The organism is Marinococcus halotolerans DSM 16375 (assembly GCF_000420725.1).
Taxonomy (GTDB): domain Bacteria; phylum Bacillota; class Bacilli; order Bacillales; family Marinococcaceae; genus Marinococcus; species Marinococcus halotolerans.
This window is the reverse complement of record NZ_ATVM01000013.1, coordinates 78,186-92,812: the sequence shown is the minus strand read 5'-3', so window position 1 is coordinate 92,812 and position 14,627 is coordinate 78,186. Positions and strand designations below refer to the sequence as shown.

Annotated in this window: 15 protein-coding genes; 9 read left to right on the top strand and 6 right to left on the bottom strand. The window is 47.1% G+C overall.

What is annotated here, in order from left to right; all coding sequences use genetic code 11:
* Window positions 1–230: transposase (locus G548_RS0110635; RefSeq protein WP_022794143.1), on the bottom strand; the 230-nt coding region annotated here is incomplete at its 3' end.
* A gap of 284 nt (window positions 231–514) precedes the next feature.
* Window positions 515–2,164: an FAD-dependent oxidoreductase gene (locus G548_RS0110630; RefSeq protein WP_022794142.1), complete on the bottom strand. Its 1,650-nt coding sequence runs from the start codon at window positions 2,162–2,164 to the stop codon at window positions 515–517.
* A gap of 250 nt (window positions 2,165–2,414) precedes the next feature.
* Between G548_RS0110630 and G548_RS0110625 the strand changes: the two genes are divergently transcribed.
* The 3 genes from G548_RS0110625 to dapF all read left to right on the top strand — a co-directional run bounded on the left by G548_RS0110625 (window position 2,415) and on the right by dapF (window position 3,825).
* Window positions 2,415–2,651, top strand: coding sequence for a YuzB family protein (locus G548_RS0110625; protein ID WP_022794141.1), 237 nt, complete (start codon window positions 2,415–2,417; stop codon window positions 2,649–2,651).
* 65 nt (window positions 2,652–2,716) lie between these two features.
* Window positions 2,717–2,971 carry a hypothetical protein gene (locus G548_RS0110620; RefSeq protein WP_022794140.1) on the top strand — a complete coding sequence of 85 codons (255 nt, stop codon included), beginning with the start codon at window positions 2,717–2,719 and terminating at the stop codon, window positions 2,969–2,971.
* Window positions 2,968–3,825: a diaminopimelate epimerase gene (gene dapF / locus G548_RS0110615; protein WP_022794139.1), complete on the top strand. Its 858-nt coding sequence runs from the start codon at window positions 2,968–2,970 to the stop codon at window positions 3,823–3,825. Before G548_RS0110620 ends, dapF begins: the two co-directional genes overlap by 4 nt.
* A gap of 37 nt (window positions 3,826–3,862) precedes the next feature.
* Here the strand turns inward: dapF and mqnE are convergent, their stop codons facing one another.
* Both mqnE and G548_RS17930 read right to left on the bottom strand, forming a co-directional pair.
* Entirely contained in the window at window positions 3,863–4,960 is a 1,098-nt protein-coding gene (gene mqnE, locus G548_RS0110610) for an aminofutalosine synthase MqnE (protein WP_022794138.1), read from the bottom strand.
* Between the two features lie 218 nt (window positions 4,961–5,178).
* Complete coding sequence (locus G548_RS17930; protein ID WP_040880948.1) at window positions 5,179–6,804, bottom strand: aryl-sulfate sulfotransferase; 1,626 nt, start codon at window positions 6,802–6,804, stop codon at window positions 5,179–5,181.
* A 174-nt stretch (window positions 6,805–6,978) separates the two neighbouring features.
* On the opposite strand from G548_RS17930, the gene G548_RS0110600 reads away from it, so the two are divergent.
* Together G548_RS0110600 and G548_RS0110595 are read left to right on the top strand one after the other, a co-directional pair.
* Window positions 6,979–7,332: a HesB/IscA family protein gene (locus tag G548_RS0110600; RefSeq protein ID WP_022794136.1), complete on the top strand. Its 354-nt coding sequence runs from the start codon at window positions 6,979–6,981 to the stop codon at window positions 7,330–7,332.
* A 109-nt stretch (window positions 7,333–7,441) separates the two neighbouring features.
* Entirely contained in the window at window positions 7,442–7,912 is a 471-nt protein-coding gene (locus tag G548_RS0110595; protein WP_022794135.1) for a hypothetical protein, read from the top strand.
* 36 nt (window positions 7,913–7,948) lie between these two features.
* Here the strand turns inward: G548_RS0110595 and G548_RS0110590 are convergent, their stop codons facing one another.
* On the bottom strand, window positions 7,949–8,938 hold the full coding sequence (locus G548_RS0110590; protein ID WP_022794134.1) for an NAD(P)/FAD-dependent oxidoreductase: 990 nt from the start codon (window positions 8,936–8,938) through the stop codon (window positions 7,949–7,951).
* A 387-nt stretch (window positions 8,939–9,325) separates the two neighbouring features.
* Between G548_RS0110590 and G548_RS0110585 the strand changes: the two genes are divergently transcribed.
* Window positions 9,326–10,528 carry an NAD(P)/FAD-dependent oxidoreductase gene (locus tag G548_RS0110585; protein WP_022794133.1) on the top strand — a complete coding sequence of 401 codons (1,203 nt, stop codon included), beginning with the start codon at window positions 9,326–9,328 and terminating at the stop codon, window positions 10,526–10,528.
* A gap of 89 nt (window positions 10,529–10,617) precedes the next feature.
* Here the strand turns inward: G548_RS0110585 and G548_RS0110580 are convergent, their stop codons facing one another.
* Window positions 10,618–11,097, bottom strand: coding sequence for a divergent PAP2 family protein (locus G548_RS0110580; protein WP_022794132.1), 480 nt, complete (start codon window positions 11,095–11,097; stop codon window positions 10,618–10,620).
* Window positions 11,098–11,536: 439 nt separating this feature from the next.
* Between G548_RS0110580 and G548_RS0110575 the strand changes: the two genes are divergently transcribed.
* From G548_RS0110575 to dctP, 3 genes are all read left to right on the top strand, one after another.
* A complete protein-coding gene (locus tag G548_RS0110575) occupies window positions 11,537–12,079 on the top strand; it encodes a TRAP transporter small permease (protein WP_022794131.1) in 543 nt (180 codons plus the stop codon).
* 28 nt (window positions 12,080–12,107) lie between these two features.
* Entirely contained in the window at window positions 12,108–13,382 is a 1,275-nt protein-coding gene (locus tag G548_RS0110570) for a TRAP transporter large permease (RefSeq protein ID WP_022794130.1), read from the top strand.
* A gap of 89 nt (window positions 13,383–13,471) precedes the next feature.
* Window positions 13,472–14,545 carry a TRAP transporter substrate-binding protein DctP gene (gene dctP / locus G548_RS0110565; RefSeq protein WP_022794129.1) on the top strand — a complete coding sequence of 358 codons (1,074 nt, stop codon included), beginning with the start codon at window positions 13,472–13,474 and terminating at the stop codon, window positions 14,543–14,545.
* Window positions 14,546–14,627 lie beyond the last annotated feature (82 nt).

Below are 14,627 nucleotides of genomic sequence, written 5' to 3'. Positions count from 1 at the left end.
ATCGCCAGCGACAGCTCCCCAAATTCGGTTTTCAGCGTGCGCTCGTACGTGCCGTTGCGGGAATTGCCGGAACCAATGCCGGCCGCATCGTACTTCTCGTAATCCAAAAAAGACGTTAATTCGGTTTGAAGCAGCTGATTGACGGCGTGTTCCAAATGAGATCGGAAGATCTCGTTGACATCCTGATGTTGGACTAGAGCGTGAGCAATATCTGTAGTAAAATTATTCATAGGGAAGTCCTCTTTTCTGTGAATGTGGTCGGCTAACTTCATTCTACTAGAAAAGGACTTCCTTTTTTCGTGTTCGCTCGTTTACACAAAATATTTTACGCTCTCAGAAGCAACCGTCAACAGCATTATGTCTTTTCAAGCCAAATATCATTTTAATTTTCTAATTTTTTCATATTATGTATGATGATTTACTTAGTGAGAATCAATTAGTGCCCCTCGGATGTAAAAAAGGATCTGCATCCTGAGCAGACCCTTTCTGGTGAAACATGAAATTATTTTGTTTATTATACGCCGGAATGGTTTTTGTACATCCAGAGCACGCCGCTTTTTAACAGACGGGCCACGCGGCCGGTAACTGCTGCTTTGGCAGTGCCGCCCATCACCCCGAAGCCGTGCTTTTTGCCTAACGATCCAAGGGTGCCTTTGAGCTTGATCTCAGGCATCGTCTCTGGCAGCGGCTCGTTCTTCCACCTTTTTTTCATAATCGTGGCGATTTGTTCTGCCTGGCCCTCGGCAAGCTGGGCGCTTGGAGCGTGCGGCAGGCTGGCACAGTCCCCGACGATAAAAATATTTTCATCGTTGGTTAAATGATGATGGGGGGTTAAAACAATGCGTCCTTTGCGGTCTTTTTCCGTATTAAGCTCGCGAATGATTTTGTTGGGCTGAATGCCTGCAGTCCAAATAATTGCTTCAGACTGAATCCAATCTTCGTGGTTGTAAAGCCCTTCCGCCGTCACAGTAGTGATATCGGAATTACTGATGACTTCAACGTCATGCTTTTCAAACCAGTTTTGTACGTAGTTACTAAGCCGCTTCGGAAACATTGGAAGAATGGTTTCCCCACGGTCAAACAGACGTATGTGAAGATCCGAGCGGCTCTCCCGCAGTTCACTGGCCAGTTCTACGCCGCTGAGACCGGCACCTACGATGCTGACAGCTGATTTTGGCGGAAGGTTGCTGATAGCTTCGTATGTTCGGCGTGTTGCTTCCATGCTTTGAATACTGTAGGAATGTTCTTCTGCTCCGGGTACCCCGTGAAAGTTGTCGACGGACCCGAGCCCGGCGATGAGCTTGTCATATGGAAGCGAAGCAGAATCAGACATGATCACCATCTGATTTTCCATATCGATATGGTCGATCGTGCCAAAATGAATTTTTAAACGGGAATGATCGGGAAACGGAACACGCACGTCATGGTCCGACTCAGTGCCGGCGGCAAGCGCGTAGTATTCCGTTTTCATACAGTGGTACGGAAGCTTATCCACTAATGTAATATCAACATCCTGGGGAAGGTCGCTGCCGAGTACGCGCTGAAGAAAACGCATCCCGCCGTAGCCTCCGCCTAATACGATAATTTTTTCCATTGTTTCTTGTCCCCCTTTGAGTAGCATGCTGTCTATGCCCGCGTGGACCAGCTGCATAAAATGGTGAAGTAGTTCTTCGCGATCGGTTTCAGCTCCGATGGATAGCTGATAGTAAAAATAGCTGTTGATGATGTGGGCCCATCGATTCGAAGAAATGGAAGAGTCTATTTCCTGCTGGCGGACACCGCTCAGAAGGAGCTGTTCCCACGTGCGAAGCAAAGCACTGTCATGCTCGACCACATGCCGCCAGATGTGTCTGGTGAGGGACGGATTCAGGTGAAAGTCCCCCAGGAAATATCCGGCGTAGGCACGAATACGGGAGGGAAGTGTCATACGCTGAATTTTATACGTCTGCATATATTCATGGACCCTGAGCAGCCGGTCCTCTGCGAGTGCACGCATGATCGACTCTTTCGTAGGGAAGTAATTGAAAAAAGTCCCTTTGGCGACTTCGGCTGAAGCCGTGATTTCCTGCACAGTCGTCTGCTCAAAGCCCTTTTCCTGAAATAAATGCACAGCAGCCTGCAGAATGCGGGAACGTGTCTGCTCTCGTTTTTCTGTTCGTTTCATAGAATGCCCCCTCTGCGCAGCTGAAAGCATTTGCAAAAATAAAAAAGTTACAATAGAGAGAACAATTCGGTTGTGCAGTCAGTAAAAATGACTGCGGTCAATTTTGATTATAGAGAGGTACAGCTGCTTTGGCAACCAATTTTAAAAATATCAAACAATTTTGTGAACGGAGCATTCAAACGAATTGGTTGACGCAGCGGCCGCAGACGACTAATATAAACTCGTATAACCCGGGAAGAGGTGATGAAAGGTGAGGCCAATTATTGAGTTTTGCATGAGTAATTTGGCGAACGGCTCTCACGGGGCAATGGAAGAACTTGAAAAAGATCCGAATCTGGATGTTATTGAAGATATATGCTTAGGCTATTGCGGCCGTTGCTCTATGAATATGTACGCGCTTGTGAACGGGGAGCCGGTAGAAGGGGAAGATGAAAAAGATCTTCTTGCCAATATTTATACTCATCTTGAAGAAAACCCAATGTTTTAATGCAAAAGCGTCTTTCTGCAGAAGGGAAGGCGCTTTTTTCTCAACGTTTAAAGAGGGGGAAAAGAATGGATTTCATTCCTTTTGAAAATACATGGCCGTACGACAAAATAGGTGAAGATATTTACATTAATGAATGTCCGTACTGCGGCAGTAGAAATATATTAACAGCGATGAAAGTAAAAGATTTAGAATGGGCAAAAGAGGAAATAAAAACATATATCAATATGCCGTGCTGTCATAAACGTATGCATATTGTATTTGCAGATGAAGATTACTTATGGACGACAGAGCCGCTGAGACGAAGGGAGAGAAAGTCATGAGATTTACAAAAATGCACGGGCTCGGCAACAGCTACATTTATGTCGATATATTTGAAGAAACACTTGAAGAGCATGAGCTGCCGAGGCTTGCCCGGCAGGTAGCCGATAAAAATAAAGGAATAGGCTCAGACGGGCTTATTTTGATCGGTCCGTCGACGCATGAAGACGTGAAGATGCAGGTGTTCAATGCTGATGGATCGGAAGCGAAAAACTGCGGAAACGGCCTGCGCTGCACAGCTAAATATGCTTACGAGCATGGCTACGTTAACAAAGAACGCTTTACGATCGAAACGCTCGGAGGAACGATGAAGGCGACCGTGCATCCGGACAATACCGGCCAGACTGTCAGCCTGGTGACCGTCGATATGGGGGCTCCGGCGTTTGACTGGGCCCAGGTGCCCGTCAAAGAGCAGGGAGAGGGAGAGCTGTCCCTTGAAGCTGCAGGCCGTTCCTGGCAGCTAATGCCTGTATCCATGGGCAATCCTCACGGAGTCATCTTTGTGGATGACACAGAACAGGCGCCGGTCGAAACGGTGGGGGCAGAGCTTGAAACACACGAAGCCTTTCCCGAAGGAGCCAACATTGAATTTGTGCATATGCGCCGCAGCGACGTAATGGATTTTAGAGTATGGGAACGCGGCTCCGGTATTACCCAGGCGTGCGGAACAGGCGCTTGTGCGGCGGTGGCAGCCGCAGTGGCAGCTGGAAAGAGTGAAAAAGACAAAGAGGTAACTGTGCATCTTCCCGGCGGTGACCTGTATATTACGTGGCAGTCGTCAGGAAATATACTGATGACAGGAAATGCTGAGGTTATATGCACCGGGGACTATGAAACAAGAAGGGCCTCAATATAAATAAAAAGAGAGCGGGCGTCCGCTCTCTTTTTTACGTTTAATAGGATTTAACAATATTATAGAAGGTATCCCGTTCCACCGGAGTTTTTCCAGCTGTTTTAATCAGGTGGATCAATTCCTTGCGGGTGATTCCCTGAGACGTCAGCGCGCCGACGGAATGGGAAATTCGCTCCTCGATCAGGGTGCCGTGAATATCGTCGGAGCCGAACGTGAGAGCCATCTGGGTCAGCTGGGCGCCGATGTTAATCCAGTATGCTTTAATATGGTCAAAGTTATCAAGCATGAGCCTTGAAATCGCCACCGTCCGAAGGTCATCGAAGGCGGAGGTGCGCTGGTGCAGGCCGGCATCGAGCTTGCGCGGCTGCATGGCGAGCGGGATAAAGACCATGAATCCATTGGTTTTGTCCTGCAGGGCACGGACTCGGTCCATATGAATGAGCCGTTCTTCCTTCGATTCAATCGATCCGTACAGCATAGTGGCGTGCGTGCGCATACCAAGATCGTGAGCGAGTTCGTGAGCTTCGAGCCATTCAAACGTCGTCGCCTTGTCCGGACTCATTTTCGCACGGTAATTCTCGGTAAGAATTTCAGCACCGCCGCCTGGAAGCGTATCGAGTCCTGCCTTTTGCAGTTCTACGAGGACTTCGCGCATGCTGATTCCTGCGTGACGGGCAAAAAATTCGATTTCGGCTCCTGTATAGGCTTTAACTTTTGCCTGTGGGTAATGCTTTTTCAACACGCGGACGGTATTTAAATAATATTCAAATGGCACATCCGTGTTGTGACCGCCAACGATGTGAAATTCCCGGATGTTGTCATTCCAGCGTTTCTCAACGTATTCAAGCAGTTCTTCCTCATGCATCGTATACGCGTTTTCCTGGCCGGGCTTTCGTTTAAATCCGCAAAACGAACAGCTGGCTTCGCATACGTTGGTCGGGTTGATGTACATATTTTCGATAAAATAAACGTTATCCCCGTTTTTTCTTTCGTTCACCTCATTTGCCAACTGGGCCACGGTTAACAGGTCTGCTGTTTCATAGAGGTAGAGGCCGTCTTCAATGGATAACCGTTCTCCTTCTCGGACTTTGTCGGCAATGCGCTGCATGTCGGCGTCGCGATTCAAGGTGATCGCCATATTAATCCTTCCTTTCCGATGTACAAGAAATACTGTAAAGTTCAGCGGCTCTGCAGGCGGCTTCCGTACCGTCCGTGCAAAACTTTATCTGCTGTGTAGGTATACAAAAGGTATGCTGCCAGGGAAAGACATCAAGCTAACAAGAATTTCCGGGGCTCAGTTTCTTATTATACATCGTGGTATTCCGGAAGGAAAGTAACAACGCCCAAAGCAGCTCTTCATTCGGAAGAATCGCCCGCAGGGGAGGCTGAAGAGTAATTCCATGCATCCGGATAAAGAGGCAGCCTCTCCGCACGGTAAACCACCCGGCCGTCGCCCTGTTCGATGCCGGAAAGCTCAAGTTCGTACACTACTTCATCTGTGGTGCCGGCAGTTTCAACAACAGTGGCCCGGTAGCCGTCCTCCACCTTCTGGTACCCGGAGGTGAGCAGGCGGTTTTCGGTTTCGTACATATAATCAGCATCGCTGACCACGTTGGAGAAAAAATCCTTCCCGCGTTCTTTGCCGTAATCCCAGACGGTCTCCACGGTGCCTTCCTCTTCATTAATGCGGTATTGAATGCCCTGGCTGAAATTCTGGCTGACGGATTCATCTCCGCGGGTGACTGCCCGGTTGTTATCGAACAGGAGAACGTCTTTCGTGTCCGGATTGGCATCCTGATCCGGAAGAATCATCGGAGCATGCTGGGCTCCTGGGTATTTCAAATTATCGTTTTCGGGCTCGAGTACTTTTTCGGCCATATCTGCAGACCAGCCTTCCGGTGCCCCAAGAATCCAGTTAATATTCATATCTGGATACGTTAAGCTCATTACTGCACTCTGATGACGGCTGGATATAAGAATGCTTTTCTTTTCTTTGTCATACCAAATGGCGTTTTGGTGCATCCAGTCGCCGTCGCTTTCGTTCGGGCCGGAATATTCTTCGTACGCTTCAGAAGGGAAGATGTCTTTTAGATCGAGCGTTTCCACCGTTTCGCCGGTATCACGGTCGATTTCCACCATAGTATCCTCTTCATAAGAATTACTATTGTCGTGCACGGTAACTAACAGGTTATTGTTGGGAAGTTCGATGGCATCGTGATGAATAACGTTAGTGTCCTCGTAGCTGGGCAGGTTAATTTTGTACTGATGCTGAACCTTTCCGAGCATGTCTGTCTCAAACAGATATTCATTGCGATTATCCTCAGACTGCGAGGCTCCGAGCAACAGATTGCCGTTGGAAAGCCTTTTAAAAACAAAGCCCCCGGTCCGGGAAGAGTACCAGCGGATATCTCCCTGCTCGTCTACTCCATAAAATTTGGATTTACCAGGGGTTAAAAAAGTAAGGCCGGGCTCCATTTCCTGAGGGGAGCTTTCTATTACTTTTCTGTCATGAGCGAAGGCAGGATTGTCGTTAGTTTCAATGGAAACGGTCTGCTCCTGGACATTCCCCTGGCGGTCCTCGGCTTCTATAGTAACTTCGTTGTCCGTATCAGGGTACAGACCGAGAACAGGCACCTCATGCTCCTGGTTAAAGGCAGGGTATGTATGTGTAATGTCCTCTGCCCCGTCGCGGCTGGCAACAGTTACGGTGATGCGGCTGGGGTTTTCTGTGCGGAATTTCGTCAAGGCGGTAAGTGGAGCCTCGCCGTAAGGGTTCTGGATGACCATTGGATTGTCAAACGTGTGGTTTCCGTCCATATATTCCTGCTGCCACTCCTTTTCCAATTGTTCCTGCTCTTCGATTAAATCAGTCTCGCTGCTCGTAGTGGAAGCGCTTTGGAAAAGGGAGAAAGAAACGGTCTGGCTGGTGTTTTCCGCAATAATGATCCATCCGACAGCAAGGGCGAGGATCAGAAAAGTCATTATTTTCAAAAAATACCTCCTTGATTTTAAAGTTCTTTCTACAAGTATATGCAAAGCGTGGGTATTTTCCTATAAAAACGTCCGGCCGAAAAAACAAAAGGGTAATATTTGAAGAACGGAGGCTGAGGGTCTATAATGTAAATGAGCCTCAGATACACAAAGGAGGAAACACTAATGTTAGTATTATCGGATGCAGCAGCACAGCGCGTGCTGGACATGATTGAAGAAGAAGGCGACAGTTCACTATATATGCGTGTAGGTGTAAAAGGCGGCGGATGCACCGGCTTATCCTACGGCATGGGTTTTGATTCTATAGTAGAAGAAACCGACCAGGTGCTTGAAATCAAAGGCGTTCCAATCGTTGTAGACAGTGAGAGTGCTCCAGTTCTCGACGGCGTAAACATTGATTTTAAAGAAAACATGATGGGCGGCGGCTTTACGATCGACAACCCGAACGCCATCGCTTCCTGCGGCTGCGGCGCATCGTTCAAGACCGCAACCAAAGAAGGTACACCGGAGAAATGCTAGAATAATAGCGTTAGAAAAAGCAGCTGTCAGCGTACAGCTGTTTTTTTTATGTTTTACTGGTCATAGACAGGCACAATTTGTAAAATGGGAAGGCAGGGGGGAGAGGGTTATGAAAAAACGAACGATCTTTACAGGAACGCTCGGTATACTGATGCTGACTGGCTGTGGAAGCAGCTTATCAGACGAAGAACAGCAATACATAGAGGAAGTGGACGAAAGTGCCACAGAGCTTGAGCGCCTGGACACACAGCTTACAGAAGCTGTGAACGCTGTGGAAGATGAAGAAGAAGGGGGACCCGGAGAACTGCAAAGCATGCAGGAAGACATTTTTGTCACAGCATACGATAACGTCGAAGCAATCAGCGTGCCGGAGGGCGAAGATATGCAGGCAGTGTATGACGCGCACGTTTCTTATGCAAACCAGTACGTGTTTATTGCTGAAGAATTGATGAGCACAGAAAATCTGCAGCAGTCGATTGGAGAAAATATAAACCCGGTGCTCGAGCAGGCGGAGGACGAGCAGAGCAGCTTTGCTGATACGGTAGAAGAAGAAACCGGCGAAGAAATCAGCTTTGAATAGCAAAAAAACGATCCCGAATACGGATCGTTTTTTTTATTAAAACATATGGGAGCTGTGTCCTGGCTGGACTTTTGCCTTTGGATTAATATAATTCATCGCGTTGTTCACTGCTGTAGGAGCTTCCCCGAAACCGGTAGCAATTAATTTTACTTTGCCGTCGTAGGACGTAACATCACCTGCTGCGTATACGCCCGGGATATTCGTTTCCATTTTCGTGTTTACAACAATGGAATTTTTATGAATATCAAGTCCCCACTCTTTAATCGGGCCGAGGGAGGAAACGAAGCCGTAGTTGACGATCAGGGAATCAACGTCGACCACCTGTTCAGCAGTACCCTTCACTTCTTCAAACACAACCTGCTGAATGCGTTCACCGTCTCCGAGAACATCCTTAACCTGAAACGGTGTGAGAACATCCACATTCGACTGGTTCAGCTGTTCGACGCTGTGCTCGTGGGCGCGGAATTTATCCCGGCGGTGGGCAAGAGTGACGTCCGCAATCGGGTCAAGCATGTTCGCCCAGTCAACAGCCGAGTCGCCGCCGCCAAGAATCGTTACTTTTTCACCGGCAAATGCCTGGAGGTCGTTAACGAAATAATGAAGGTTGGATTCTTCGTATGGTTCCATGCCGTCGATTTGAAGCTTCCTTGGCTGGAAGGCGCCTACACCGGCAGTGATAATGATAGTGCGGGTGTAATGGACCCCTTTATCCGTGTGAAGCTCGATCAGGTCATCTTCGTTACGGATGACATTTTCTACACTTTGTTCAAGCACTACTTCCGGGTTGAACGGGTTCATCTGTTCAATTAAATTATCCACAAGCTCCTGGGCACGGACTTTCGGGAACCCTGCAACGTCATATATAAATTTTTCCGGGTAAAGGGCAGCAAGCTGTCCCCCGAGCTGTGGCATGCTTTCAATAATTTTAACTTTAGCCTGGCGCATCCCTCCGTAAAAAGCAGTAAACAAACCGGTAGGGCCGCCGCCAATAATGGTCACATCATATATATCTGACTCTAATACCACTAAGGTACACCTCCAAGAATCTTTTCAAATTTCAATCCATTATAATACTGATTGAGAAAAATAGAAACCAATTGAGAAATTGTTTCAAGAGTTACATTGTAACATAAGCAAAATCAGTGCCAAGGGTATTTCCCTTACGCATTTAGGAAGAAGGGATGAAAAAAGGTGAAAATCGGGAAAAAGGTTGAAATATTATAGTAAAACCCATAATATTAAGTACGGGGTTTGTGTCTATTTTTTTACAAAAAGCAACGCGTTAAAAGCAGAAAACGAAGCGAACTTTTCTTTTTTATTAAAGAAAAGGCGGTTTGATATAGTTATGTACGTGAAATAAATCACATACATGAGCTGCTTTTAACAAAAATCTAAAAAATGGAAGTGATTGACATGGCAGGAAAAACAAATATTGTTGTTTTAGGCGCTGGCTATGCTGGTCTCGTTTCCGCTTCAAAGCTCGCAAAAGAAGTAGGAACAGACAATGCAAACATTACGCTGGTCAGCAGGCACGATTATCATTACCAGACAACCTGGCTGCACGAGCCGGCTGCAGGAACGCTTCACCATGACCGCACCCGTATTAAAGTCAGTAAAATTCTTGATTTAAATAAAATTAACTTCGTGCAGGACGAAGCTACGAAAGTCGTTACAGAAGAAAGAAAAGTAACGCTTGCTTCCGGTGGTGAACTGCAGTACGACTACATTATCGTAGGCGTTGGGGCTATCTCTGAAACGTTTGGCATCGAAGGCGTTTATGAAAACTCCTACCACCGCTGGACTGTGGACGGCGCCCGCCAGATGAAAGACCGCATTGAATATATGTTTGCCCGTTATCACAGCGATGAAGCAAAAGAAGAAGACCTGACCTTCGTTGTCGCAGGTGCCGGCTTTACCGGTATGGAATTTATGGGCGAGCTGAGTGAACGCGTGCCTAAGCTTTGCAAAGAGTACGATGTACCGCGCAATAAAGTAAAAATGTACGTTATCGAAGCGATGCCTACAGCACTTCCAGGCTTTGATCCGGAGCTTGTGGAGTATGCGATGAATTTACTTGAAAATCGCGGAGTGGAATTCAAACTGGATTCACCGATCAAAGCAGTAACGGAAAACAGTGTAGAGCTCAATACTGGTGAATCCGTGAAAACATCGACAGTAATCTGGGCAACTGGTGTCCGCGGTAATCCGCTTATCGAGGAATCCGGCTTTGAAAACAACCGTGCCCGTGTAAAAGTCGATGACGATCTGCGTGCTCCTGGTCATAAACGCGAATTTATCATTGGTGACTGTTCCCTGATCATCAATACAGAAATCGACCGCCCGTTCCCGCCGACAGCTCAAATCGCTCTTCAACAGGGCGAAACAGCTGCCGACAACATCAAAGCGTTGATGGAAGGGCGTCCAACAGAAGCATTTGTAGCTGATATTAAAGGTACAGTGGCTTCTCTTGGTGGAAAAGAAGCGATTGGCGTTGTAGGGTCGAAAAAGCTTTACGGCCGTCCCGCTTACTTTATGAAAAAAGTGATCGAAAACCGTGCATTATGGGTTCTCGGCGGCTTTGGCTTCCTGCTTCGCAAGGGACAGAGCCCGTTCTAAAATGAATACAGGATAAGCATAGAAGAAGCCCCCGGCATGGTTTGCCGGGGGCTTCTTTCGCATGCGGACATATAAAGACTAAGGGCTGGTTATACAATGAAAATAGCATGAGCAGCGAACGTTACAGCCACCCCAAAGATAGCGCCGAAGATAACTTCAATCGGCTGGTGGCCAAGAAGTTCCTTCAGCTCCTGGCGTTTTTCGGGCTCACGTTTTTGCTGCCAGGACCGGGCTTCTGTCACGAGGCGGTTAAAGTCATTAACCAGCTGATTCAATACAGTGGCATGGTAGCCCGCGTGCCTCCGGACGCCGGTAGCATCAAACATTACGATAACGCCAAAAACAATGCAGATGGCAAAAAGACTTGAATCAAAGCCCCTTTCAATACCGATAGCTGTAGAAAGAGAAGTGACAGCTGCGGAGTGGGAGCTTGGCATGCCGCCGGTGCTTGTGATGAGTGAAGCGTCCCAGGTCTTGGCAGCAATGAAACCAAGGGGTATTTTAATCGCCTGTGCTAATAAGATAGAAGATAATGCCACTAAGAGTGGGAAGTTCTGCAGTAATTCCATTCACGAACGTCCTTTCTGAATTTTGGCAGTTAGTAAGGATGAGGAACAGCCCACATTATGATAAATATAAGTACAGGCAACAATATTTTATCACATGGCATCAGGTTCGTCGTGCCATCGTTTTAATAAAGAAGAAAAAGATGAACAATCTAAAAAAATAGATATGATCCAGAAAAACCGCTGCTACGGAGGATCTCAGGACCAAAGCAGGCGTCAGCACGAATTACTGGGGATTAGGTGCTAGTATATAAAGGATAAAAGGGATAGAATGTACCTAAACGATTTGCAACAATTGTATATGTTAAGTATACTTACATTAACTTATTATAAAAAATTTCTATAATTACATATCATCGCAGGAGAGCAGACCTGCATCTAATTCAAATCCAGCAAATATTTTTTTAAAATTGAAAAAAATGCAGAAATGGGTGTTTGAAAATTGAAAATATTAAAGTGGCTTGACTTAGGTCTCAAACGCACTGAAGAGGCGGTTCTGTCGCTTTCGATCATTACAATAACAGTGATGGTGGCAGGCAATACCATCAGCAGGAACCTCGGCCTCGGGGGATGGGCGTTCGCAGAAGAAATCAGTCAGATTGCGATTTACATGGCGACATTTCTCGGGCTCGGCTATGTGGCCAGGCAGGGCAGGCATATCAGCATGACGGCCTTGTTTGATAATGTTCCGTATAAATTCCGGAAAACGCTGGCGCTCATTATTCCGCTTGTTACAGCTTTAGTTTTGTTTGCCCTGGCCTATTATTCCTATGACTATGTGCTCTCTTCACAAAACAGGGTCACCAACTACCTTCGGATTTCCTATGTATGGATGGTAGTGTGGGCACCCATTGGCTTTTTGCTCGGAGGTATTCAGTTTTTAAGAAACTTCTGGGTGAACGTAAAAAATAAAGACGTATATATCGCAGCGGAACGAAAAGACTATGATACAGAGAAAGAAGCGAAAGAATCCAATCAACTATAAAATTTACGGAGAATGAGAGGAACCAATTATGCTTTTTACATTACTTGCGATAATGGTCATCTTTTTAGCACTCGGTTTTCCTATGATGGTTCCATTAATTTTGGCTCCGCTGGTGATAGTGCTGTTTTTCTTTGATGCCGTGGATCCGTTCATTATGCTGCAGCAGATGCTTGAAGGTATATCAAGCTATGTGCTTTTGGCGGTCCCGATGTTTATCTTTGCAGCAGATATTATGTCACAGGGCCACACGTCCAGGCGGCTGCTTGATTTTATTGGCGCATTTGTCGGTCACCTCCGGGGAGGTTATGCAATTACCACCGCGGCCGCCTGCACCATCTTCGGTTCGATTTCCGGGTCTACACAGGCTACGGTGGTAGCGATCGGCGGGCCAATGAGACAGCGGCTGTTAAAGGTAGGGTACAAAGACTCTACGGCGATTGCTTTTATTATTAATGCAAGTGACGTCGCCCTCCTCATACCACCGAGCATAGGAATGATCATGTATTCTTTAATTTCGGGCACTTCCCTTGGTGATATGTTTATTGCGGGTATCGGCCCAGGGCTTCTCGTATTTGTCTTTTTTACCCTTTATGCCTACATACACGCAAAAATTTACAGCATCCCGCTCGCAGCTAAAATTCCTTGGAAAGAGCGCGGGAAAATGACCTTTGATGCGATCTTTCCTTTATTATTTCCAGTCATTATTATCGGTGGAATTTACTCTGGCCTTTTCACCCCGACAGAAGCAGCGGCAATGGCTGTTTTGTACGCCTTTGTATTGGAAGTTATTGTCTACCGTACAGTGAAGCTAAAGCAGATGTTCAGCATTGCCTTATCTTCAGGGCTCGTAACGTCGGCCGTTTTTATGCTTGTAGCCGGCGGTCAGGTATTTGCTTGGGTCATTCAGTTTGCCCGTATTCCACAAATGATTACAGACACGTTCCTTGCAGGGGACCCGGGGCCTATTTATGTTTTGATTATTGTATCTATTTTCTTCTTTATCGGCTGTATGTTTGTAGACCCAATTGTAGTTATTCTCATTTTGACTCCAATTTTCTATCCAGCTGCGATCCAGGCAGGGGTGGACCCGGTTCACTTAGGGGTGGTTATCACCTTCCAGGCAGCACTTGGCTCTGCTACTCCCCCATTTGGGGTGGATATATTTACCGCGAGCGCGGTATTTAACCGATCATATCTCGATACGATCCGTGGAACGCCTCCGTTTATTGTGATGATGCTCGTTATTGCAGTTCTGCTTATCTCATTTGAGCCTATTTCAACGTTTTTACTTCCTGATAATTAACAGGAGGCTGGATGAGGAAGGGGGTGGCGAATGGCCTTCTCTCCGACAGCCAGATCATTCGTGTTATTACTTATAAGGGGGAATTACACATGAAAAAGAAAAAGCTTGGTTTGTTGACAGGAACGACTCTCTCTGCAGCAGCAGTACTCGCAGCCTGCGGCGGTGGTGGTGGCGGTGAAAGCGGCAGTGGCGGTGACGGCGAAGAAACATATGAATGGACCTTTGTGACAGAAGAAAATGAAGGCCAGGTGCAGTATGAATATGCGCAGGAATTCGCGAGCCGGATGGACGAAAAGACAGATGGCCAGGTGACGATCGAACCGGTGGAGTTCGGTGGACTCGGCAGTGAAGTGGACCAGGTGGAGCAGCTTCAGCAGGGGGCAGTGGAAATGGCTGTTGTTTCACCAGGCTTTACAGGAACAATGGTAGAGGAAGGGCAGGTTTTCTCCCTGCAGTTTTTGTTTCCAAATGATCAGGAAGACGTGCAGCAGGTGTTGAATGAAAGTGAAGCATTAAACGACACGTTAGCTGCCAGATATGAAGAAGAAGATATTATGCCGCTTTCCTTCTGGAGTGAAGGAGCAATGCAGTGGACTGGTAACAAGGCGATTGAGTCACCGGACGATTTCAACGGGTTTCAAATGAGAACCCAGAATTCACCACTGCTTCAGCAGACGTACCGTGAATACGGGGCTGATCCTCAGGTTCTGAGCGCCGGGGAGCTTTATACTTCTCTTGATAATGGGACAGTGGACGGTCAGGAAAACCCGCTGTTCTTTATCGAAGCTTCTTCTTATGACGAGGTACAGAGTCATTTGATGATTTCCAACCAGAACTCCTACGTAGCGATGACGACAGTGAATCCGCAGTTCTATAATGAGCTTCCCGATGATCTGAAAGAAACCTTCGATGAGACGGTAACAGAAATGCAGGACTGGGTGTATGACGAGCAGATCGAGCAGAACGAACAGGCCCGCGAGACGATGACCAGTGAATCAGACATTGAACAGGTGGAACTGAGTGAAGACCAGCGCGCGGAATTCCGGGAAGTGACCCTTCCAATGCGTGATTACTACGTAGAAGAGGTCGGCGGTGACGCAGAAGAAATTCTGACGACGCTTGAAGGCGAAATCGAAGAAATCACCGGCGAATCAGTCGAATAGTAAATTTTTGAAGCCCCGGCCAAAAGATGCCGGGGTTTTTTGTCCGTAATTGTTTAATTTGGAATTACGCGCGGGAAACGAT